This is a genomic window from Sphingomonas sp. SphC10 (assembly GCF_057004845.1).
Window position 1 is genome coordinate 770,621 of record NZ_CM168044.1, and the last position, 21,567, is coordinate 792,187.

Below are 21,567 nucleotides of genomic sequence, written 5' to 3' on the forward strand. Positions count from 1 at the left end.
ACCTGCCCTCTCCCCTCTGTGAGGGGCGAGGGAGGCGCGCGTTTGGAGGGCCGATGGTCAAACGCCCGTATGACCACGCACCATGAATGCCCGTCAGTTCGCTGCCGCTGGCTGCTTCGGCTTGACGTAGCGGTCGAGCCAGTCGGTCATCTGCCACAGTGTCTCCTCGGTCGATTCCAGCGCGCGATAGCCGTGCGGTTCGTTCGGTAGGACGACATAGCGGACGGTCGCGCCATTGCCCTTCAGCGCGGCGTACATCCGCTCCGACTGAATGGGGAAGGTGCCGCTATTGTCGTCGGCACCGCCATGGATGAGCAGGATGGGCGCCTTGATCCGGTCCGCATAGGTGAAGGGGCTCATCTCGGTATAGGTCGGCGTCGCTTGCCAGTATGTGCGCTGCTCGGCCTGGAAGCCGAACGGGGTCAGGGTGCGGTTATAGGCCCCTGATCGCGCGATCCCGGCGCGGAACAGGTCGGTATGGGCCAGCAGATTGGCGGTCATGAACGCGCCATAGCTATGGCCGCCGACCGCCATGCGGGTCCGGTCGGCAACGCCCAGCTTCACCACCGCGTCGACCGCCGCCTGGGCATCCTCGCGCAGCTGTTTGACATAGGTGTCGTTCGCCTCCGCGCCGCCCTCGCCGATGATCGGCATCGCCGGATTGTCGAGGATCGCATAGCCCTGGGTCAGCAGGAACAGGTGGCTGATCCCGCGCGGCCGCACGAAGCGATTGCCCTGGTCGACCGTCTGTCCGGCGACCTTGGCGTCGGTATATTCGGCCGGATAGGCCCAGAGCAGCGTCGGCAGCGGCCCGTCGCGCTTCGCATCGTAGCCGGCGGGCAGATAGAGAGTAGCCGACAGCGGCACGCCATCGGCGCGACTATAGGTGATCGTCCGCTGGGTAACGCCCGCGAAGACGGGGGCGGGGTCGGCAAAGGCGGTGATCGCCTTCGCCCCGCCGCCCTTGACGGTGCGGATCACGTAATTGGGGGCGAGCGTCGCGCTCTCCCGCCGGGTCAGGATGCGCGGGCCCTTGTCGTCGAGCATCGCGACGACCGGTTCGTAATAGGGGGCCTTGGCGGTCCAAAGCCGCTTCTGCTCGCCACCGGCCAGCGTCATGGTGGCGAGGAACGGGAAAGCCCCCGCCTTGGTCGCGCCGTCGCCGGTGACATAGATGCCGTCATGTCCGGGCGTGAAGCGCATCACAGGCTTGCCCGCCGCATTCTCCTCCAGGATCGGGCGGCCCGGATCGCCATATTGATCCTGATAATTGCGGGTCAGCAGCATCCGGCTCTGCCCCGGCCGCGACGGTGCAACGGCCAGACGGTGCTCGGTGCGGCTGCGCCATTCACGGTCGACGACCATGGCGAAGCCGTCATCGCCCCACATCGTCATCGCATAGCGCGCCGGGGTCTGGGCCAGTTCGACCGGCGGCGCGTCGAAAGGCGCGGCCTGCATCATGACCTTGTCGTGGAAGGCGATCTTCACGCGCGGGTTGCCGCCGTCCAGCGCCTCGGCCCAGACCAGGGTCGCGGGCGCGTCGGACCGCCATTCCGCCTCACGCGGGCCCTTTACCGTCGCGTCGAAATCGACCGGCAGGTCGTCGGCGAGCGGGCGGTCGACGAGCGTCTTCACCGGCTGTCCATCGATGGTCGAAACCGCGATCTCGGTCGGAAAGAAACGGGCGGGCAGCAGATAGGAATAGGGCCGCTTCAGCCTCTCGGTCAGCAGGTAGCGGCCATCGGGCGAGACGCTGAAATCACGGATCAGGCCGGGCGTGCCGATCGGCCGTGCGGTGTCGTCCAGGCCGATGCGGACGAGCTGTCCGGTAAAATAATGGTCGAACAGCGCCTCGTCATGCGCGTCGCCGAGCAGATCCTCATAGGTGCGCGCAGCCGATGTCCGGCCGCTGCTTTCCTGCACGATCGGGCCGGTCGGCGTCGTCGCGGCGGCGGGCGGAGACCCACGCCCGGCGGGAACCGTATAGGCGACCAGCGACCGGCTGTCCGGCATCCAGACGAACGGCGTGCCGAAGGCGCCGTTCAGCCCCCGTGCGACCGCCCGCGCCCGGCCATCGCGCTCGGCGACCCAGAGCGACAGGCCGTCCGCACCTTGCGCATAGAAGGCGAGGCGGCTGCCGTCGGGCGACCAGTCCGGCGACGCGAAGCGCATCCCGCTGGGCAACTGGACCGCAACGGTCCGGCCGCTGCCGATGTCCTTGAAGCTCAGCGCATTCAGCCATTGGACACGCACTTCGGCCTGGCCATTGGTCACGGGATCGATGCGATAGCCGCCGAGGCGCAGGATCGGCTTGGACAGATTGGCGATCGTCGGCAGGTTCTCACGACCCAGGATCGCGAGCGTGCGGTGGTCGGGGCTGACCGCGACGGCCGGGGTCGGCGGGTTTTCCAGCGCCTTGGCAATGGCATCGGGTGCGCGGTGATAGGTGGTGCCGGGCGTCTGCGCATGGGCAGTGGTGGCAAGCAGCAGAGCGATCAGGCAGGCACCAGCGCGCATTCGTAACCCCTTATGATGAATGGCGGATCATGTGCCACGGCCGCGTCGGGCCTGCCAGTCCTTTCGGGGTTTGCGGCAAGGCCAGAGGCGATAAGCATTTGCATGCGGCGCATAACCGCCTAGACGGCGCCATCCCCGGGGGGCCGCTGATGCGCGGTTGAGAGATGGGCAGCAGCCCATGACCCGCTGAACCTGATCCGGGTCATACCGGCGTAGGGAGGGTACGCGGCTCTTCCGTCGTCCCTCCGTGAAGTGGACGAAGAGACGATGCCGGTTGTGATTTCGCGCGATCAGACGATGATCCGCCTTGGGGCCCTGATGCTGTCCGCCGCGTGGCCGGTGACCGCCTTGGCGCAGCAAGCCCCCGATGCCTCTGCGGATATCCGCGTGATCGGCCACCGCGATCCCGAAGGCCTGCTGCCCGATCAGACCGCGCCCAATGCGGTCAGCGAGGTCGCGACCGACTTCATCGTCAAGCAGGCCCCGACCCAGAACGCCTTCCAGCTGGTCAACCTGCTGCCCGGCGCGAACGTCGCGTCCAGCGACCCTTACGGCCTGTCGACCAGTTCCAGCCTGACACTGCGCGGCCTGGGGCAGGACGAGATCGGGGTGCTGATGGAGGGCGCGCCGCAAAACGATATCGGCTATTATTACGCCTATCCCTCGCAATTCGCCGATACCGAGAATCTGCGTCGCATCGCGCTGTCGCCGGGATCGGTGGATCTCGATGCGCCGACCGTCGTGGGGGCGGGCGGTTTGCTGTCGCTGAGCCTCGACGATCCCAAGGCGACGCGGCAGCTGCTCGCCGACCTGGCGCTCGGTTCCTATGCCATGCGCCGTGTCTTCGTCCGGGTCGATACGGGGGAGATCGGGAGCACGGGCCTGAAGGCGTTCGTCTCCTATTCCAATACGCGCGCCGACAATTGGCGGGGGGCGGGATATGACACGCGCCAGCATGTCGATGCCAAGCTGTTGCGCGAATGGGGGAATGGCAACCGCGCCAGCCTGGCGCTGTCGTACAACGACGCCAATTCCTCCGCTTACCCCAGCCCGACGCTGGCAGAGTGGCAGGCGCAAGGGCGCAGGTTCAATTACGACGCGCGCTATACGCCGGGCGATACCGATTACTGGGAATTGTACCGCGCGCCGTTCCGCAATCTCTATGCCTCGGCACCGGTGCATCTGGTGCTCTCGGACCGGCTGACCTTTGACAGCACGAGCTATCTCCAGTTCGGTTATGGCAATTCGCCTTACGGCACGCAGCTGGCGACGACCGGCAACTTCCTGGGCAATGAGGAACTGACCCAAGCGATCACCTTGCCCGGGGCGGTGGACGGCGTGGCGACGGTGCTGGGCAATTACACCGGCGACCAGATGCGGGCCGGGCAGGTCGCCAAGCTGACTTTGCAGGCGGGCATCCACCGGCTGACGGCGGGGCTGTGGTTCGATTACGGCACCGACCGGGTGACCCAGACCTATACGTCGGTCGATGCGGACGGCCGCCCCGCCGACCGCTGGGGCTATCGTGCCCGTGCGATCCGCACCGCCGATGGCCGTCTGCTCGCCTATGAGAACCAGCGTACCGTTACCGTGACGAAGAGCGTGTTCCTAGCCGACAGCATCGCGCTGACCCCGCGCCTGACGGTCGATATCGGCTTCAAGGGCGTCGACCTGCTGCGCAACGGGCGCAACTATCTGCCGGGGCCGCAGAGCGCGGTCCGGCGCAACAGCTTCGTCGCCCTGCCGCGTGCTGCCGTCCACTACGCCATCGACGACCGGCAGCAGCTGTTCGCCAACATCACCACCAATTTCCGCACGCCCAACGAGTTCACGCTTTACGACAGCTATTATGGCGGCGTGGTCACAACGCGCGGCACGGATGCGCTGAAGAACGAATATTCGGTGTCGCAGGAACTGGGCTATCGCTATATCGGCCCCAGCCTGTCGGCGTCCGTCACCGGCTTTCACTATAAATTTCGCAACCGCCAGCTAGCGACCGTGATCGACAATGGCGGTGCGCTGGTCAATTCGACGCTGAATGCCGGGGGGCAGACCTCTTACGGCGTCGATGGCGAGATCGACTATCGCCCCGCCAAGGGCGTCAGCGTCTATGTCTCGGGCGAGTATCTGCGCACGCGGATCGACGACGATCTGCCGGTGGGCACCGACTTTCTGCCGACGCGGGGCAAGCGCGCGGTGTCGAGCCCGACCTTCCAGATCGGCGGCGGCGGCACCTATGACGATGGGCTGTTGTTCGGCAGCATCGCGGGCAAATATGTCGGCCGCCAATATGCCACCTTCATGAATGACGAGAGCATTCCCGGCTATGCGACGCTGGACCTCGCGGTCGGCGTGCATCTGGCCGATTGGCTCGACGGCAAGCGGACCGATTTGCGAATGAACGCAATCAACGTCACCAATCCGCGTGTCCTGGCGGGTGTCCAGGCGGTGACCACCAACGCTCGCGATACGATCGGGCGCGGTGGAACGGTCATTACGGGCAATGCGCCGGGCTATTATGTCGGCGGCGGTGCGGCGGTGGTCGCCACCGTGTCGCGCGCCTTCTGAGGATGAGCGGGGCAGGCGATCCAGGCGGGGCACACCGCGTGCACGGCATGGGGCTGGCGATGGAAGCGCCCACCTGGCCCGCCATCACACCCGACGAAGCGGCGGCGGTGCTGGCGTGCTTTCCAGATGCACCCGCGATCGAAGCGCTGCACTGGCATTCGCCGCGCCCCTTTTCCGCTGCGACGCTGATCCATACCGGCGGCGATGCGCTGCTCCTGAAGCGGCATGATCGCCGGGTGCGGAGCGTGGCGGGACTGGCGGAGGAGCATGGCTTCATCGCCCATCTCGCCGCCGCCGGAATGCCCGTGCCGGACCTGTTGCGCACCGGGGAAGGGATAAGTGCGATCGCGCGGGGCGACTGGACCTATGAGCTTCACCGGCGGGCGCCTGGAGAGGATCTGTATCGGGACTGTTTGTCCTGGACGCCCTTTCAGTCCCATGGCCATGCCCATGCCGCCGGGGTCGCACTCGCGCGGTTGCATCGCGCTTCCGAAGGTTATGCCGCTCCAGCGCGCATCGTGCAGCCTCTGGTCGGCAGCCTCTCGATCCTGTCCGCCGTCGATCCGATAGCGGCGGCTCAGGCCTATGTCGATGCCCGGCCTGCGCTCGGGGCGTTTCTCGAAAAACGGCCATGGCATAATGCCTTGGCGCCGCTATTTGCCACGTCGGGCGAAGGGCTTGCGGCTTTGCTGGCCCTGCAAAGGCCCTTGTGGACCCATAATGACTGGCATCCCTCCAACCTGCTTTGGGCAGCGGACGGCCAGGTCGAAACCGTGTTCGACTTCGGGCTGGCCGACCGGACCTGTTCGGTGCACGATCTGGCGACCGCGATCGAACGGACGGCCTTTGCCTGGCTGGAGTTGGGGAAGGGGCGGGCCGACCATATCGCCGATCCCATGGCCGCGTTGTCTCTGATCGCCGGATATGAAACGATCCGCCCGCTCGATGCCGTCGCGAAGGAGACGATCGTTCGGCTCCTGCCGCTGGTGCATATCGAGTTCGCCTTGTCCGAGATCGACTATTTTGCCGGGGTAGTTGGTGATCCCGATGCGGCCTTGCTCGCATGGGACGGGTATCTTCTGGGCCATGCCGACTGGTTTCAATCGGCCGCGGGTCGGGAATTCCTCGCCTGTCTTCGCGCGGGGCTGGCCCTGTCATGACGGCACTGGAGATCGCGGCGGTCGCCATCAGCTTCCTGGCGATCTGGCTGACGGCACGGCGCAACGTCTTCTGCTGGCCGCTGAACCTCGTCGCCTGCGCGCTGTATTTCAGGCTGTTCCTCGACGTGCGGCTCTATGCCGACATGGCGCTGCAGGCGGTGTTCGGCATCGGCATCGTCTATGGCTGGATCGTCTGGCGCCGTAACCGGAACGCTACCGGCGCAGTCGTCGTAAAGCCTTTGACGCGCGCGAAAGCCGGGGCGGGTCTGGCGATCGGCGCGCTGGGGGCGGTGGCGATCGGCTGGTTCACCAGTCGCCACACCGATGCGGCGCTGCCATGGCTGGACGCGACGCTCAGCAGCTACAGCCTCGTCGCGCAATATTGGACCGCGCGGCGGCACCGCGAGAATTGGCTGCTCTGGATCGCGGTCGATATCGTCTATGTGGGCATGTTCCTGTTCAAGGGCCTGATGCTGACGGCAGGGCTGTATGCGGTGATGATCGGTCTTGCGGTCATCGGCTATCGCGAATGGCGGCAGACTGCGTCACGCCACTGACGGATGGAAGGAAGGGCGCGGACCTGTTGCCGCGACCATCGCTTGGTGCAACAACGATCCCATAACAGGGAGAGGTTGTAAGATGCCGATTTCAATCAGGAAAATATCCGCCGTCATCGCCTCGATGCTTCTGGCGTCGACCGGCGCGATGGCGCAATCGGGCGACGTTCCTACTGGTCCCGGGGCCACCGACTTTGCGAGCGCCAAAGAGGTTCGCGCGCAGATCGCCGCGATGCTGGGCGATATGAAGCCGGGCCAGGGCTTCGCATGGCGTCCGCTGGTCCGCGACGGCGCGCGCGTCGCGGCGATCGAGATATGGAAAAAGCCCGGCCGTCCGGCGGTTCATCCGGCAGAGGCGGAATATGCCATCGTGCTGGAAGGTGCCGGTACGCTGATCTCCGGCGGCACCCTCGTCGCCCCGGTCGAAAACCGCGCCGATCTGGTCGAGGGGGAGCGGATCGAGGGCGGGACGACGCGCCCGCTACGGCCCGGCGACGTAGTGCTGCTGCCAGCGGGTGTGCCGCACTGGTTCGGGATCACCGGCGATCGTCTGGTGCTGCTGGGGACCAAGCTACCCGCCCGGTGAACCGGGGCGGGGCGTATGGCGTCACGGAATGTCGCTGCGTCCTAGACGAAACGGACATCGGCGGCGCGGAACCGTGCCTCTGCCTCGTCGATCGTCGTGCCGTTGTCGAGCGGCATGCCGATCGCCCGTGTGTGATCCTTCAGGATGACGGCTTCAAAGCCTTCGCGCCGGGCATCCAGGGCCGACCAGGCCACGCAAAAGTCATAGGCCAGCCCGACAAACACGCATCGCCGGACCTGCTTGTCCCGAAGATAGCCTGCAAGCCCGGTCTTCGTCGTCTGGTCATTCTCGTAAAAGGCCGAATAGGAATCGACCTGCGGATTACTGCCTTTTCGGATGATCAGGTCGGCACGGTCGATCGCGCCTTGCACGCCGGGATGGAATTCGGCCCCGGTTGTTTCCTGGACACAGTGATCAGGCCACAACACCTGTTGGCCATAAGGCATTGAAATCCTGTCAAAGGGCTGTCGACCGGCATGGCTGCTTGCAAAAGACAGATGGCCCGCGGGATGCCAGTCCTGCGTGATGACGACATGGCGAAAATGCGAGGCGAGTGCGTCGATGCCCGCCATGATTTCGTCGCCACCCGCTACGGCCAATCGACCGCCGGGACAGAAATCCATCTGCGGATCGACGATGATAAGGGCGTCTGACTCCATGATGGCTTGATCGTCTGTCAGAGGCCGGCTTCCCATCTGCGTCTCCCTTGCAAGCGGAAGCGGTTTAGGATCAGTGGAACCCTATGGCCAGCGTCGGCGCGACATGGCCATAGGGTGGAAGATAGCGAAACCGAAGCGTGGTCAGCTCGGATGGGCGGCGCTGATGATCGCGGCTTCTTCGTCCTCGATAGGCATCACGGTGTTATCGCCGGGGGACATGCCATCGGCACCTTGGCCCAACGCTTCGTCCGCCGATGCGGCGTCGTCGTTGGCCAGTTCCATCTGCTCATAGGCGATTTCAAGATCCTGCACGCCCGATCCGGTCGGCTGGATAGGCAGATCGGCAAAGCTGGCAGGTTCTGGGGCTGTAGGGACTTCCTGGGACATGACCTTCTCCTTCTTGCCCGGGACCAACGCACGGTCTGCGATTTCGAAGCAGGCTCTCCCGGCTGGCAGGGATTAGGGCCATCACCAGCCATTCGGCAGGAGCGATCCTGGGCTGTGACGGGCGGCACCTATTGCGGGGGGAGAGCCCCATGCCGAGGCCAAATCATTAATCCATGTTGCATATAAGCAAAAAGTCGGCTCTCAAATGGTGGTTTGTACATCCGATCCGGATCTATGTTCATGGTTGATGCAACAGTGTTGGCCAGCCTGTACGAAGCTGGCGGCTCGCCCGAAAAATGGCCGGACATGCTCGACCTCATCGCGGGGTCGGTGGGCGCGCGCGGGGGTATCATTTTCTCGGCGACGGACGGTACCGGGTTCCAAATGGCGTCGCCGGGCGTGGCCGAACTCTTTGCGGACTATGTCGCCGAAGGATGGATGGACAGGAACGAGCGGGGTGCGCCGCTGGTCCATCAACGTTCGCCGCAATTCGTGACGGATACGGACGTTCGCAGCCTCGACGATATCGCAACGATGTCCGTCTACCAGGACTTCTTCAAACCGCGCGGCGCCTGCGCGGGGGCCGGGACGCTGCTGCAGGGCGCGCATCACGACATGCTCGTGATGACGATCGAGGCGTTTGAAAGCCACGAGGCCGCAAGGGCCGCTCTGCCGCATCTGGATGCGCTTCGTCCGCATATCGGCCGGGCGATGAGCCTGGCGTCGCAGATCCAGAATGCCCGTGCGCAGGGGCTGGTCGACGGGCTGGCGCTGATCGGGTCGGCGGCGGCGATCGTCGGGGCGAATGGTCGGCTACGAGCCACCAATCAGGCGTTCCGCGACCAGTTTGGATCTTTGGCCTCCGATCATCACGCAACACTGTGCTTCGCCGATCCGCACGCAAATGCTGCCTTGAAGACCGCACTTTCGATGCCGGGTCGGCTCCGCCATCAGGCGGGATCGATCGTCGTGCGTGACAGGACGGGCACACCGATCCAGGTCATGCATATCGTCCCGCTGGTGCGCTCCGCGCGCGACCTGTTCGAAAGTGACGGACTGCTTCTGCTGACCGCCGGCGGTGAAAACCGGGCGATCCCGGGCGCGGATCTGCTTCGCCTATTGTTCGACCTGACCCCGACCGAGGCGCGGCTGGCGCGTCATCTGGCGGAGGGCGTCGCGTTGCAGGATGCGGCAGCGCATCTGGGTATGACCTACGGCACCGCCCGCGTGCATCTGCGCGCGGTATTTCAGAAGACGGGGGTGCGGCGGCAGAGCGAGTTGGTCGGCCTGCTCGGCCGGTACAGCTCGCCCTTCGCATAAGGCGTCGGCTTCACCGGCCGAGGATGGACGGGGCCGAAGCGAGGATGCTCCAGCCCCGCAAGCCGATTAGTCCGAACCGAAAATGTCGCGGGTGAACAGCTTTTCGGGGCAGTCCGCCAGTTCCGGTGCGTTGCGGTTGGCGATGATGACATCGCATTCCGCCTTGAACGCATCCAGATCGCGCACGACGCGCGAGCCGAAGAACTGGTCTTCTTCCAGCGCGGGTTCGTACACGACGACCTCGATGCCCTTGGCCTTTACGCGCTTCATGATGCCCTGGATCGAGGACTGACGGAAATTGTCCGAACCGGCCTTCATCGTGAGGCGGAAGACGCCCATCTTACGCGGGCGGCGGGCGATGATCTGATCGGCCAGGAAATCCTTGCGCGTGCGATTGGCGTCGACGATCGCGCGGATCAGGTTCTGCGGGACTTCGGAATAATTGGCCAGCAGCTGCTTCGTATCCTTGGGCAGGCAGTAGCCGCCATAACCGAAGCTGGGGTTGTTGTAATGCGTGCCGACGCGCGGATCGAGGCCGATGCCCTCGATGATCTGGCGCGTGTCCATGTTCCCGGCGATCGCATAGCTGTCCAGCTCGTTGAAGAAGGCGACGCGCATCGCAAGATAGGTGTTGGCGAACAGCTTGATCGCCTCGGCTTCGCGCGCGTCGGTGAAGAGGATGGGGGCATCCTTCTTCTCGGCGCCTTCCAGCAGCAGGTTCGCAAAGGTGCGCGCCCGCTCCGACCGTTCGCCCACGATGATGCGCGAGGGGTGGAGATTGTCGTACAGCGCGCGGCCTTCGCGCAGGAATTCGGGGCTGAAGATGACCTGCTCGGTCTTCAGGCGCGCGCGGACGTCGTCGACGAAGCCGACGGGGATGGTCGACTTGACGACAATGGTTGCGTTCGGCGCATGGACCGTCGCCTGCTCAATGACCGCCTCGACCGAACTCGTGTTGAACTTGTTGGTGTCGACGTCATAATTGGTCGGCGTCGCCACGATCACGAAATCCGCACCGGCCAGCGCCTGCGCCGCGTCCGTGGTCGCGGACAGCGAAAGCGTGCGGTTGGCCAGGAACTCTTCCAGTTCGGTGTCGATGATCGGCGACTTGCGGTCATTGACCATCGCGACCCGCTCGACCGAGATGTCGACCGCAACGACGTCGTTGTGCTGGGCGAGCAATACGGCATTGGACATGCCGACATAACCGAGGCCGAAAACAGCGATCTTCATTCGTCAAACCCCATAAGCTGGACCCGTTCAGAGCCTTTGCCGCTTGGGACTAGCCGTGCGGCGCCCCCCCGGACAACCCCCTATGGACGCCCGACACCTCCACAAACTGCCCTTGGGTGGGACGGTCGCGAAAAGAGCACCGTCCACCTGTCCCGCAGGCCCTGGAAAAATGCCATGCTGCAGTGCGATGAAGGGTTGACAAGCCGGTAAACGCCTCATTTTTTAACCCATGAGGGCCTGTTTTTGCGTCATGGACGGTTAATTACCAGGTTTTTAGGCTTGGCATCGGCATTCCACCGTGAGACGATGTTGCAGCGCAAAATATCTATTCGGAATGAGGCGCTGCGGCTACATTCAACGGTATCAACAGAAACCAGAGCAGGTGGGCTGTCATGGAAATGCGGACATTCCAAGGCGAAGCGCCACGGCAAAGGGTCAAGCGTTTGAATATTCCGGCATCGATTCTCCGTTTTCGCGCGCTTGTCGCCCTGATCTTGATAGACTTGGCCTGCCTGTTGGGCGGCTTTGTTGCGGCGGTTAGTCTGCGAGTGGCCCTGGCGGGACATACGCGCTGGGGTGTGGCGATTGCGACGCTGGTAGCCGTGTACTTCATTACGTCCTTTTCGATCCGCGCCTATGACCAAGACAATCTCCAGAACCCGCGCTATGCTGCATCGCAAGGCGCCAAGGCATTGCTGCTTTCTGTCTGCGCCGTCATCCTGTTGGCCTTTGTGTTCCGGGCGAGCGAGGATTTTCCGCGCGCGGTGATGGCGCTGGGCGCGCTGACCGGCACCATCCTGATCGTTAGTGCACGCTATGCTTTTGTCCGGAACATGACGTCGATCATCGGCGGCAATCCGTTCACGGTGATGCTGCTACGCGACGGCCAGGCCCCGGTGCCGGATGGCGACTTTTCGCAGGTGGTGGAGACGGGCGACCGCTTCGACCCCGATCTGCACGATCCCATCATGTACGACCGTCTGGCGCGACTCGTCGCCAGTGCCGACCGCGTGGTCGTTGCCTGCCCGCCTGAGCGTCGGATCGCCTGGGCCAGCGCACTCAAGGGTACCGGGGTGCAGAGCGAGATTTTCGTGCCCGAACTGTCCAAGCTGGCGCCGCTGGGCATTTCGTCCTGCGCCAACACGCCGACCATGATCGTGACGGTCGGGCCGCTGGGACTGTTCGACCGCTTCCTCAAGCGGCTGTTCGACATTGCCGTTTCGGGGCTGGCCCTGTTCCTGCTGGCACCCGTGCTGGGTATCATCGCCGTGGCGGTCAAGGTGACCAGCCCAGGCCCGATCCTGTTCCGTCAGGTTCGCATCGGCTGGGGCAACGAGATGTTCCACATCCTGAAGTTCCGCAGCATGTATGTCGAGGGCAGTGACGGGGCGGGCAACCGTTCCGCCTCGCGCGACGACGACCGTATCACCAAGGTCGGCCGATTTATCCGCATGACCAGCATGGACGAGCTGCCGCAGATCATCAACGTGCTGAAGGGCGACATGAGCATCGTCGGCCCGCGCCCGCACGCGCTGGGTTCGCGCGCCGCCGAGAAGCTGTTCTGGGAAGTCGATGGCCGTTACTGGCATCGCCACTCGGTCAAGCCGGGGCTGACCGGCCTGGCGCAGGTGCGCGGCTTCCGGGGTGCGACGGTGATCGAGGACGATCTGCGCAACCGGCTCCAGGCCGATCTGGAATATTTGGAGCATTGGTCGATCTGGCGCGACCTGCGCATCGTGCTGCAGACGTTCCAGGTCCTGCTTCACCGCAACGCATATTGATGGTCATGCGAGCCCCGGTTTCGGCCGGGACGCTCCAGGCATGATGGCGCAACGAAAAGGCGGCTCCGGTCCATGACCGAGGCCGCCTTTTCGTTTGTGGGGCCCCGCGATGCTGACGTTCGGCCGGGGCTTCCTTGCAAGATGATGTGACAGGCGATCAGGCTTCGCGGAGGGGCATCGGTCCGTGCGAAGGGCAGGCGCGTCGCCGTGGATAAAACGCCACGACACCGCTGAACCTCCACCCAGCAAAGGCCGGGGCCCAGTTGCGGCACTATATGAAGAATGGGAAGCGTCTTCCCGACTGGATTGCGGCCCCCGCCGGGATGGTCAGGCAGGATTGCGGGCCCCCCGATAGGGACCCAATTACCCAGCCGATCCCCGAGCCTTCAGCCCTTCATCTTGGACGGGGCATATTCCTGATAGGCGTGACCCAATATGCCCATCGTCAGGCCCGCCCCGCGCAGCAGATGGACCATCGCGCGCCCGCCCCAATAGGGCGAGACCAGCATGGCGGGCGACATGGCGGCGCCCAAGCCCATGCGGACGACGCCGCGCGCCAGTTGCTTGGCCTTTTCGGCGTTTGTCCCCTCGATCCGGGTCGCGACGGCGAAGGTGTTGCCCAGCCGATATTGCCGCTGGCGCTGCCACTTCATCGTCAGTCGGTTGACCGGGAACATGTCGTAGACCAGCGCTTCGCTCGACCAGTGGATGCGGATGCCGCGCCGAAACGCCTGGTTGAAGAACAGATAATCGCTGCCGCCGGTGAACCGCATCCGCGCATCGAAGCGCAGGTCGAGCGCGCGGAACCGCGCCAAGTCGAACATCACATTGTTCGACGCCGCGAAATTCAGCTTCTCGCCTTCGCGATAGCGCTTGCGGTCGTAGAGCTTGCTGCGACGAAGCCAGTCGTCGACCGGCCCCTCGAACACCGGCTCGATCGGGCCATAGACGCAGTCCGCGCCCGTCGCCGCACGGGTGCGCAGCATCGAGTCCAGCCAGCCATCCACCGGCCACTCGTCATCGTCGAGGAAGCAGAACAATTCGGTCGTCGCAGGCGCGCTGTCCATCGCCCGGTTGCGTGCGATGGGAATGCCCTGTTGCGGCTCGATCACGTAATGCAGGTCATATTCGGGGTGATCGGCATGGGCCATCACCGTATCGCGGCTGCTGCCGCCTGCGTCATTGTCGACCACGACGATGCTTAGCCGCCAGGGCCGCGCCGGATCGCGATGCTGGTTCCGCATGACGCGCAGCAGCTTGTCGATCCCCTCGGGTCGCTTGAAGGTGAGAACACCGAGGGTGACGTGGACGGGGGCGGTGTCGGCCATCGTCCTCAGCGCCCCAACAGCGATTTGGCCGCGCCGGTCAGCCGCTTGCGCACCACCTGCGTCGTCAGGTTCTGCCGCGTCCAGCCCATGCCGCGTGCCTCGCGCGCCACCCGGTCGATTTCGGCCAGCGTGTCGGTCAGCCCCAAATGCGCATCGGCGATGCCGCCCGTCACCAGGCTCTTCCCCATGCGGCCCAGCCCGTCGAAACGCCGGGCGAGGTGCAGACCGGTCGCCATCATGATCTGCGGCTTCAGCGACTTGGCGCGGTCGGTATTGGTGTAGCGGTTGGTGGCGTGCAGCCGCTGGAAGGTCAGCGGCGTCTCGACGAGCATGCCCGGCGCCAGATAGGCCGCCGCGAACTTCAGGTAATTGTCGCTCAACACCACGTCGTCGGCGAGCGGCATCGGCAGGATCTGCGACAAGATCGAGCGGTGGAAGGTCAGGCCGGAGGTCGGCACGGGCAGGGTGGGGAAGCCCCCGGCGCGCATCGTCTCACGCTTGTCGATCGGGGTGAGCACAACCGGATCGGCGATGCCCGCATCCTCTTCGTTGGTCACGCGGTCGAAGCACCAGCCGACCTTGTGGCTCGAATAGATGGCGGCGACCTGCGCCAGCTTGCCCGGCAGGAAATAATCGTCCGCATCCAGCATCATGAGGATGTCGCCGCTCGATGCGGCAAAGCCGGCGTTGAAGCTGGACGCCTGACCGCCATTGGCCTTCAGCACCGGCGTGATCGCATCGCCATAGCTGGCAATCACCGATCGCGAGTCATCGGTCGACCCGTCGTCGACGACAATGATCTCATACGCCGCATGGTCTTGCGACAGCACGCTGTCGATACAGGCCCGCAGATACTGCGCGTAATTATAATTGTTGATGAGGACCGACAGCTTCATCATATCTCCTCGCACGTCCCCATAATCTATCGCCTGATCGCATTAGCATGGAAATATGCGACGCCGCGATGACGAACCCGTGCCGATTTACAAATTGTCACGCGACCGGATCAATCTCTTCGTCCGCGCCGATCCGGCCATATCGCGAGATGATCCGCAGGTTGCTGCGGATGACGCGCGCCGGATTGCCCGCGACCAGCGAATTCGGCGGCACATCCTTGGTCACCACCGAGCCCGACCCGATAACGCATTCGTCACCGATCCGGATGCCCGGCAGGATGATGCTGCGCGCCCCGATGAAGCAGCGACGCCCGATCCAGGTATCCAGATACAGGCCGCGCGTCAGGTCGTGGGTCAGGATCGCGGCGTCGAAGGCGACATAGCTTTCTTCGCCGATATGCAGACCCTTGGGGTTCGTCCGGTCGAACTTGGCTGACAGTGAGAATTGCGCGGTCGGGTGAATGTCCATGCCCCAGAAGCGGACATACCAGAAACGCTTCGCCTCGACGAAAACGTTGCGCAGTTTCTTCAGTCGGTTGAGCCCCCATTTGGGTTTGGCTCCGGTGGTACGCGCCACGGTTATTTCCCCCGATGGTCCGCGAGGACGCGGTCATAATAGTCTTCGAGCAGGCGGGTCTGCGCGACAAGGTCGAACCGCTCCGCCACCCAGGCCGGGGCCCGCTCGTGAAAGGCGCGCCAGCGGTCATGATCGGACAACAGGCTGGCCAATGCCGCCGCCATGGTTTCGACGTCGCGCTCGTCGGCGAGCAGGCCGGTCCGGCCTTCCTCCACCGCCTCGCCGACCCCGCCCGATCGGAAGGCGATCACCGGCGTGCCGACGGCCTGCGCCTCCAGATTGGCGATGCCGAACGCCTCAGCATGGCCATTGTCGAGCGTGACGCTGCCATGCAGATAGATTTGCGCCTGACCCAGCTCGGCGCGGATCGCCTCCTGGCTCAATCGCGCATGGTGCGTGACCTTCGGCAGCTTCGAGCGGGCATAACGCAGGGTTTCGTCCGCCTGCGGACCGTCGCCGATCATCACATAATCGACCGGAATACCCTGGGCCGCGACCTGCGCCAGCGCGTCGATCATGTAGCGATAGCCCTTATATTCGACGAACCGCGCGATCGACACGACCCGGCCCGGCACGCGCGGGCTGGGATCGGGACGGAACAAGCGCGTATCGACGCCGATATAGTGGCGGAAGATCGATTCCGGCGAGAAGCCGAGGCTCAGCAGCCGTTCGCGGATGAAGTCGGACACCGCAATATTATAGCCGCCCGCCTTCGCCATCCGGGCGCGACCCTTAGCGAAGAAACGGACCTGATTGAACCCGCCGGGCTTTTTGGGATCGCCGCGATAGGTGGCGTCGAAACCGTGAAAGGTCGTGACCAGCGGCCGCCGCAGCGCCTTGGCGAGCGGACCCAGCACATAACCATTCTTGCCGAAATGGGCATGGATCAGGTCGGCCCCGGCCAGCGGCGGGAAGAGGGCGGGGGCCGCGATGCGCGGGATCTTGAGCAGCAGCGACCCCCCCTTCATCGCGGGCGAGGCGTCGATGGCATGGACCGGCAGGTCGGTCTGGCCGCCATGGCCCTGATCGATCCGCTTGCCCACCAGGAAGCGCGGCGCATAGCGTTCGTAACCGCGTGCCTGTGCCAGGACAAAAGCCTGGCTGGGCGGCAGGAAACGCTCGACGAAGATCGCGACCTTCCGGCGGTCGCCGGTCGCCTGGGTCATGTCGTTCATCGCTTGCTCCGTGACGAACCCGTTTCCCGCAGTGCGCCCGCCAGCGCGTCGAGCGCGGGCAGGGGGGTCAGGTCTTCGTCATACAACAAAGCGCGCGCACGGCAGCCATGGCCCTGGCGCGCTTCCGCCTTCGAGAATTTCTCGCGCAGGCCCCAGGTCGTGACCCCGCGCAGCGTGCCCGTCGCGGCGACGGTGCGCACCATGTCGGCAAAGACCTGGCCATAGATATCGCCCTGCGTCGCCGCTGGCGGCAGCCGATGCGCGAAGCGGCACGATCCGTCCATCTCGGTGATATAGGCGCCCATGCCCAGCTTGCCGACTTCGCGCAGGAACGCGGTCAGGGCAGGGGCGTCGAGCTGGTCGAAGCCGGGGCGGAAATGCGCCTGCAGACCGATGGCATGAACCGGAACGCCCGCCCCGCGCAACTCGCGCAGCAGGTCGAGCATCATGGCGCGACGGGCGTCGTAATTGGCGCCCGCCTTTTCCAGATGCGTTTCGTTGATGACCAGAATCGCCTTGGGATCGGCGCGGTGCGCGCGCTCGAAGGCCTCACGGACATGATCCTTGCCGAGCAGGCGATAGAAGACCGACGGACGCCACTGCGCCGCGTCATAGTCCATCACCTCGTTGACCACATCCCAGGCATAGGCGCGCCCGGCGAAACGACCGACGGTCGCATCGATATGCCGGTTCATCGCCGCCCGCAGCTCGTCCGCGCTGGTGATCGCATCGACCCAGGCGGGGACGCGATACCAGACCAGCGTATGGCCATAGAGGCCCGCACCGATCTCGCGCGCGAAGTCGGCGATCTTGTCCGCATCGTCGAACTGGATCACGCCGGGCTGTTTCTCGGTGCCCGTCCATTTCAGCGCATTGCGTGGTGTCAGCGACGAGCAATGACGCTGGAACAGGCGGCGCATGGCCGGATCCTTCAGATCCTCCGGATCGATCGCGGCGCCGAAGCGGATGCCCCGCCCAAGCAAGCGCAAGGCGACGTCATCGGCGGCCGATGCCCGCAGGCCGAATGTCATGGCGGCGGCACCGCCCCCTGCCAATATGCCCCGGCGCGTCCAGCCCGCCATCACCGAGCGCCCGCGCTGCGGATGACGGAATCGAGATGCTGCATCAGCCGCTGACGCCCCTCCGGCACCACATCGGTTCCGGGTGGCGGGGCGAGATCCTGCGCGAGCAGCGCGTGCAGTTCCTCGCCGGTGCGGGCGACATAGAGGCCGGGCCGCCCTTCGAGCTGGCCGACCGTCGCCATCTGGTGGTCGTTGCGATGTTCGCCATGCGCCACAAGGCGCGGGAATAGGATCACCGGGCGACCGACACGCTGGCAGGTCAGGATGGTGCCGATCCCGGCATGGGCGACGACGACGCGCGCCTTGGCGAAATAGGCATCGACCTCGATCGGGCGGATGCGCGCGCTCCATTCGATGTTGCGCGGCGTGTAGGTCGAGGCGCCGGTCTGGGCGAAGACCGGCTCGCCGAGCGAGGGCGCGATAGTGTCGATCGCCTCGATCAGCCGGTCGAAGGGCAGCTGGGTTCCGACGGTGACGAAGATCACAGCACGCCTCCGACATGATGGGGGCCGTCCGGCTTGGCGACATGCGACCATTGGGTCAGCCATTCGCTGGCGACCCATTTCGCCAATGTCCCACTTTTGGACAGTTTCTCGACATTGGCGACGCTGTCGATCCACACCGTCCGGGCTCCGATCAGCCGTCCGGCGAGCAGGCAGAAGAAGCCCGGTGCCGCGCCGGTCGAGATGATGACCTTGGGCCGCAGGCGGAACACGGTCACGAAGGACCGGATCAGGCATTTGAGGCTCGGCCAGGGGGCGTCGAGATTGCAGTCGGGCAGAATGATGCCGTCGGTGATCCCGGCCTTGGCCAGCAGGTCGGCCTCGGTCGTGGCGAAGCGGGTGGCGTGGGTTTCCAGCATGCTGCGCAGCAGCATCATCTGCTCCCAATGGCCGCCCTGCGACGCCACCGCGAGCACGCGTATCGCCGTGCGTCCAGCGTCCTGTGCAGCTCCCGATGCCATCACGCTATCTCCCTCGTGCAGGCGGGAAAACGTCCGCCCGGCCGCCCGCAACGTGCAGGCTCTATCGGGCGGTAGCCTATATCATGAACGGTGCCACCTGCAAAAATGACACCGTCCTGGGACAGTTGCGGTGCAGCAAAAAAGCGACCGCCATGGCATCCTTCGATGCGGAAAGGTTGTCCTATGATGGTTCGGCCGGTCGCTGCGGATCGTTACGCATCTGCTTGCGCCGGGTGGCGATTGGCCGGTACACAGCCCCGGATATTCATCGCGACATCCCGGCAAGCGGGACGGAGACACGATTATGAACCCGCTGGTGCCTGTCGATCAGGACTCCGCCAAGATCATCGACTTCGGCGCGGTGCTGAACGCGGTCCGTCGGCGTCTGATCCCCATCCTGATCACCATGGTCATTGTGCTCGGCCTGACCGCGCTGAGCTACAAGATGGTCACGCCGCGCTACAGCGCGGAGGGTCAGGTCGGTATCCAGCGCACAAACGAAGAGATCGTCAATGCGCAGGAGGATCAGCGGGTACAGCCGTTGACGACCGACTCCTCGTCGGTCGACACCGAAGTCGCGCAGATCCTGTCGCCCGAAACGCTGGGCCGCGTCGTCGATCGGCTGGGCCTGGCGAAGAACCCGAATTTCGTGGGCACCGATCCGCTGAGCCCGGCGGACGCCCGCAACGCCGCGATCCGTGCGATTGCCGGGGGGCTGACCGCGACGCGTGACGGCACCTCCTATGCGATCAACGTCAACTACCTCTCGACCGACCCGGTGATGGCGGCGAAGATCGTCAACACGACGATCGACGAATATCTGACCCGCCAGCAGGTCGAGAAGCGCGACGAGCGCAACAAGGAAATCGCGCTGCTCGCCTCGCGCATCAACGAGGCGCGCGGCCAGTTGCAGGGGGCCGAGACGGAGGTCGCCCGCTTCCGTGCCGCGACCAACCTGGTCGACATCCAGAACCAGAGCACCAACGCCCAGCAGTCGATCGCGGTACTGAACCAGCAGCTCGCCGATGCGCAGGCGCAGCAGGCGGTGGCCGAGGCGCGCAACACCGCGCGCAGCGCCAGCAGTGCCGGTGCCGGTTCTGCGGTCGTTTCGCCGGTGCTCCAGCAGCTGCGGACCGAGGAGGCGACGCTCAGCGCGCAGCAGGCGTCGCTGTCGGAGCGTTATGGCGACCGTCATCCGCAGGTCCTCGAAACCAACCAGCGGCTTCAGGAAACCCGTCGCCAGATTGCGGCGGAAACCGCGCGCGTCCGCCAGAGCCTCTCGGCCGAGGCGGATGTCGCCCGCCGGCGCACCTCGTCGATCGTCTCGTCACTGGGCGCGCAGAAGGGGCAGCTGCTCCAGGGCAACGCCGCCTCGGTTCGTCTCGCCGAACTCGAGCGCAAGGCGACGACGCTCAAGAGCCTCTATGAGGCATTGCTGGAGCGGTATCAGCAGGCGATCGCGCGTCAGGGCACCGAGCGCAGTGCCGGTTACGTGATCGCCCGCGCCGTGGCGCCGACCGCACCCGTCAGCCCCAAGAAGGTCGTCTTCGCGGGCGGGGGCCTGCTCGCGGCTCTGCTGGCGGCGTCGATGGTCGCGGCCGGTCTGGAACTGGCCGAGAACGGCTTCAGCACGCGGCGTCAGGTCGAGCGGGCGTTGGGCCTGCCGGTGCTGGCCTCGGTGCCGGACCTGCGCACGTTGAAGCGCGACCGGATCAAGTCGCCGACGCCTGCCACGATCAGCCAGCATCTGATCGATCATCCGGGCAGCGTGTACAGCGAATCCTATCGCTCGATCCGCACCGCCCTGAAGGTCGGACGCGAGGAGCAGGCGGCGCGCGTCGTCGCCATCTCGTCGGCCCTGCCCGCCGAGGGCAAGACCTCGACCTCCTTCTCGCTGGCCCGCTCGTCGGCGCTGGCGGGCCTGTCGACCGTGCTGGTCGATTGCGACCTGCGTCGCCAGGCAACCAGCCGCCAGATGGAAGGCGCGATCCAATATGGCCTCGCTGACCTGCTACGCGGCGAAGCGACGCTGGACCAGGTGCTGGTGCGCGACAGCGCCAGCGGTGCCTTCCTGCTGCCGCAGCGTCCGTCGACGGCCGAAAACGACTATGACCTGATCGCCTCCAGCGCGATGCAGCAGCTGGTCGATCAGCTGCGTGAGCGGTTCGACCTGGTGATCCTCGACACCGCGCCGCTGCTGGCGATCGCGGACTCGCGGGCAATCGCGTCGATGGCCGATGTCGCGCTGGTGGCGGTGCGCTGGCGCAAGACCCCGGCCCCGGCCGTCCGGCTGGCACTGGACCACCTCGCCATGGCCGAAGCGCGGATCGGTGGCATCATCATGACGATGGTCGACCTGAAGGCTCAGAGCCGCGCAGGGGCGGGCGACGAACTGCGTTATTACAAGAAATATTCCAGCTACTATAGCTGATGACGAGCGCCGGGAGCCGGGTCGAAGGACCCGGCTCCCGGCAGGGCCTGCGCGGGATGCGATGGTCCTTACAGGAGCGGAATGCCGCAATCGGTCTCTTCCGCAGATCAGTCGGCGAACAGGAGGCCCGGAGATTTCCGCCTCTGCCAGTATCCCGACATCGCTCTAAGCCTGTTCCAGCCCCGGGCATTTGTCCCGGACCGCTGTTGCGAACGCGACGGCTGACCGCACCCTGAAACTCCAAGCCAGAGATTGGCGCTTGGCCGTAGGCCCAAAGAGGGGCCGAAGATGGCTGCTGGGTGAGCCCGCCGAAGTCCACGATGGCGGCGGCATGTTCGCGCGCAAC

General features: G+C 65.1%; 18 protein-coding genes and 1 riboswitch. Of the genes, 7 read left to right on the forward strand and 11 right to left on the reverse strand.

Features of this window, described 5'->3' with window-relative positions:
* Positions 1–93: 93 nt before the first annotated feature.
* Positions 94–2,517 (reverse strand): S9 family peptidase, encoded by a 2,424-nt coding sequence (locus ACWKSV_RS03495; RefSeq protein ID WP_191864629.1) that lies wholly within the window; start codon positions 2,515–2,517, stop codon positions 94–96.
* A 126-nt stretch (positions 2,518–2,643) separates the two neighbouring features.
* Positions 2,644–2,753: riboswitch (TPP riboswitch) on the forward strand.
* A gap of 82 nt (positions 2,754–2,835) precedes the next feature.
* On the opposite strand from ACWKSV_RS03495, the gene ACWKSV_RS03500 reads away from it, so the two are divergent.
* The 4 genes from ACWKSV_RS03500 (at position 2,836) to ACWKSV_RS03515 (ending at position 7,388) form a co-directional block, all read left to right on the forward strand.
* The gene (locus tag ACWKSV_RS03500) at positions 2,836–5,085 is read left to right on the forward strand and encodes a TonB-dependent receptor (RefSeq protein ID WP_237243610.1); all 2,250 of its coding nucleotides are present in this window, start codon (positions 2,836–2,838) and stop codon (positions 5,083–5,085) included.
* A gap of 59 nt (positions 5,086–5,144) precedes the next feature.
* Positions 5,145–6,245: a phosphotransferase enzyme family protein gene (locus ACWKSV_RS03505; RefSeq protein WP_237243333.1), complete on the forward strand. Its 1,101-nt coding sequence runs from the start codon at positions 5,145–5,147 to the stop codon at positions 6,243–6,245.
* A complete protein-coding gene (pnuC, locus tag ACWKSV_RS03510) occupies positions 6,242–6,802 on the forward strand; it encodes a nicotinamide riboside transporter PnuC (RefSeq protein ID WP_076715891.1) in 561 nt (186 codons plus the stop codon). Before ACWKSV_RS03505 ends, pnuC begins: the two co-directional genes overlap by 4 nt.
* A 124-nt stretch (positions 6,803–6,926) precedes the next feature.
* On the forward strand, positions 6,927–7,388 hold the full coding sequence (locus ACWKSV_RS03515) for a cupin domain-containing protein (protein WP_083706635.1): 462 nt from the start codon (positions 6,927–6,929) through the stop codon (positions 7,386–7,388).
* Positions 7,389–7,429: 41 nt separating this feature from the next.
* On the opposite strand, the gene pncA is transcribed toward ACWKSV_RS03515, so the two are convergent.
* Entirely contained in the window at positions 7,430–8,047 is a 618-nt protein-coding gene (gene pncA / locus ACWKSV_RS03520; RefSeq protein ID WP_076715893.1) for a bifunctional nicotinamidase/pyrazinamidase, read from the reverse strand.
* A 141-nt stretch (positions 8,048–8,188) separates the two neighbouring features.
* Positions 8,189–8,434: a hypothetical protein gene (locus ACWKSV_RS03525; RefSeq protein WP_156884256.1), complete on the reverse strand. Its 246-nt coding sequence runs from the start codon at positions 8,432–8,434 to the stop codon at positions 8,189–8,191.
* A gap of 240 nt (positions 8,435–8,674) precedes the next feature.
* Between ACWKSV_RS03525 and ACWKSV_RS03530 the strand changes: the two genes are divergently transcribed.
* Positions 8,675–9,754, forward strand: coding sequence for a helix-turn-helix transcriptional regulator (locus tag ACWKSV_RS03530; protein WP_156884257.1), 1,080 nt, complete (start codon positions 8,675–8,677; stop codon positions 9,752–9,754).
* A gap of 66 nt (positions 9,755–9,820) precedes the next feature.
* On the opposite strand, the gene ACWKSV_RS03535 is transcribed toward ACWKSV_RS03530, so the two are convergent.
* Positions 9,821–10,987, reverse strand: coding sequence for a nucleotide sugar dehydrogenase (locus tag ACWKSV_RS03535; protein WP_056432635.1), 1,167 nt, complete (start codon positions 10,985–10,987; stop codon positions 9,821–9,823).
* 548 nt (positions 10,988–11,535) lie between these two features.
* Here ACWKSV_RS03535 and ACWKSV_RS03540 point away from each other — a divergent pair.
* The gene (locus tag ACWKSV_RS03540) at positions 11,536–12,768 is read left to right on the forward strand and encodes a sugar transferase (RefSeq protein WP_483666892.1); all 1,233 of its coding nucleotides are present in this window, start codon (positions 11,536–11,538) and stop codon (positions 12,766–12,768) included.
* Positions 12,769–13,154: 386 nt separating this feature from the next.
* Here ACWKSV_RS03540 and ACWKSV_RS03545 read toward each other — a convergent pair whose 3' ends face one another.
* The 7 genes from ACWKSV_RS03545 to ACWKSV_RS03575 form a co-directional block, all read right to left on the reverse strand.
* Positions 13,155–14,096 (reverse strand): glycosyltransferase family 2 protein, encoded by a 942-nt coding sequence (locus ACWKSV_RS03545; protein WP_076715896.1) that lies wholly within the window; start codon positions 14,094–14,096, stop codon positions 13,155–13,157.
* A gap of 5 nt (positions 14,097–14,101) precedes the next feature.
* Positions 14,102–14,995: a glycosyltransferase family 2 protein gene (locus ACWKSV_RS03550; protein ID WP_076715898.1), complete on the reverse strand. Its 894-nt coding sequence runs from the start codon at positions 14,993–14,995 to the stop codon at positions 14,102–14,104.
* Between the two features lie 94 nt (positions 14,996–15,089).
* Positions 15,090–15,569: an acyltransferase gene (locus ACWKSV_RS03555; RefSeq protein ID WP_076715902.1), complete on the reverse strand. Its 480-nt coding sequence runs from the start codon at positions 15,567–15,569 to the stop codon at positions 15,090–15,092.
* A gap of 2 nt (positions 15,570–15,571) precedes the next feature.
* Entirely contained in the window at positions 15,572–16,744 is a 1,173-nt protein-coding gene (locus ACWKSV_RS03560) for a glycosyltransferase (protein ID WP_338469036.1), read from the reverse strand.
* On the reverse strand, positions 16,741–17,826 hold the full coding sequence (locus ACWKSV_RS03565; RefSeq protein ID WP_076715908.1) for an endo-1,4-beta-xylanase: 1,086 nt from the start codon (positions 17,824–17,826) through the stop codon (positions 16,741–16,743). Before ACWKSV_RS03565 ends, ACWKSV_RS03560 begins: the two co-directional genes overlap by 4 nt.
* Positions 17,826–18,311, reverse strand: a complete 486-nt coding sequence (locus ACWKSV_RS03570; RefSeq protein WP_076715914.1) for a glycosyltransferase — start codon at positions 18,309–18,311, stop codon at positions 17,826–17,828. Before ACWKSV_RS03570 ends, ACWKSV_RS03565 begins: the two co-directional genes overlap by 1 nt.
* Complete coding sequence (locus ACWKSV_RS03575; RefSeq protein ID WP_076715915.1) at positions 18,308–18,790, reverse strand: glucuronosyltransferase; 483 nt, start codon at positions 18,788–18,790, stop codon at positions 18,308–18,310. Before ACWKSV_RS03575 ends, ACWKSV_RS03570 begins: the two co-directional genes overlap by 4 nt.
* A gap of 304 nt (positions 18,791–19,094) precedes the next feature.
* Here ACWKSV_RS03575 and ACWKSV_RS03580 point away from each other — a divergent pair, with 304 nt between their 5' ends.
* Positions 19,095–21,221 carry a GumC family protein gene (locus tag ACWKSV_RS03580; protein WP_076715917.1) on the forward strand — a complete coding sequence of 709 codons (2,127 nt, stop codon included), beginning with the start codon at positions 19,095–19,097 and terminating at the stop codon, positions 21,219–21,221.
* Positions 21,222–21,567 lie beyond the last annotated feature (346 nt).

What these genes read in the sequence shown, in the direction of transcription:
- ACWKSV_RS03495 (WP_191864629.1), bottom strand. Translation starts at nt 2,517, where the DNA reads ATGCGCGCTGGTGCCTGCCTGATCGCTCTGCTGCTTGCCACCACTGCC.
- ACWKSV_RS03500 (WP_237243610.1), top strand. Translation starts at nt 2,836, where the DNA reads ATGCTGTCCGCCGCGTGGCCGGTGACCGCCTTGGCGCAGCAAGCCCCC.
- ACWKSV_RS03505 (WP_237243333.1), top strand. Translation starts at nt 5,145, where the DNA reads ATGGAAGCGCCCACCTGGCCCGCCATCACACCCGACGAAGCGGCGGCG.
- pnuC (WP_076715891.1), top strand. Translation starts at nt 6,242, where the DNA reads ATGACGGCACTGGAGATCGCGGCGGTCGCCATCAGCTTCCTGGCGATC.
- ACWKSV_RS03515 (WP_083706635.1), top strand. Translation starts at nt 6,927, where the DNA reads ATGCTTCTGGCGTCGACCGGCGCGATGGCGCAATCGGGCGACGTTCCT.
- pncA (WP_076715893.1), bottom strand. Translation starts at nt 8,047, where the DNA reads ATGGAGTCAGACGCCCTTATCATCGTCGATCCGCAGATGGATTTCTGT.
- ACWKSV_RS03525 (WP_156884256.1), bottom strand. Translation starts at nt 8,434, where the DNA reads ATGTCCCAGGAAGTCCCTACAGCCCCAGAACCTGCCAGCTTTGCCGAT.
- ACWKSV_RS03530 (WP_156884257.1), top strand. Translation starts at nt 8,675, where the DNA reads ATGGTTGATGCAACAGTGTTGGCCAGCCTGTACGAAGCTGGCGGCTCG.
- ACWKSV_RS03535 (WP_056432635.1), bottom strand. Translation starts at nt 10,987, where the DNA reads ATGAAGATCGCTGTTTTCGGCCTCGGTTATGTCGGCATGTCCAATGCC.
- ACWKSV_RS03545 (WP_076715896.1), bottom strand. Translation starts at nt 14,096, where the DNA reads ATGGCCGACACCGCCCCCGTCCACGTCACCCTCGGTGTTCTCACCTTC.
- ACWKSV_RS03550 (WP_076715898.1), bottom strand. Translation starts at nt 14,995, where the DNA reads ATGATGAAGCTGTCGGTCCTCATCAACAATTATAATTACGCGCAGTAT.
- ACWKSV_RS03560 (WP_338469036.1), bottom strand. Translation starts at nt 16,744, where the DNA reads ATGAACGACATGACCCAGGCGACCGGCGACCGCCGGAAGGTCGCGATC.
- ACWKSV_RS03565 (WP_076715908.1), bottom strand. Translation starts at nt 17,826, where the DNA reads ATGGCGGGCTGGACGCGCCGGGGCATATTGGCAGGGGGCGGTGCCGCC.
- ACWKSV_RS03575 (WP_076715915.1), bottom strand. Translation starts at nt 18,790, where the DNA reads ATGGCATCGGGAGCTGCACAGGACGCTGGACGCACGGCGATACGCGTG.
- ACWKSV_RS03580 (WP_076715917.1), top strand. Translation starts at nt 19,095, where the DNA reads ATGAACCCGCTGGTGCCTGTCGATCAGGACTCCGCCAAGATCATCGAC.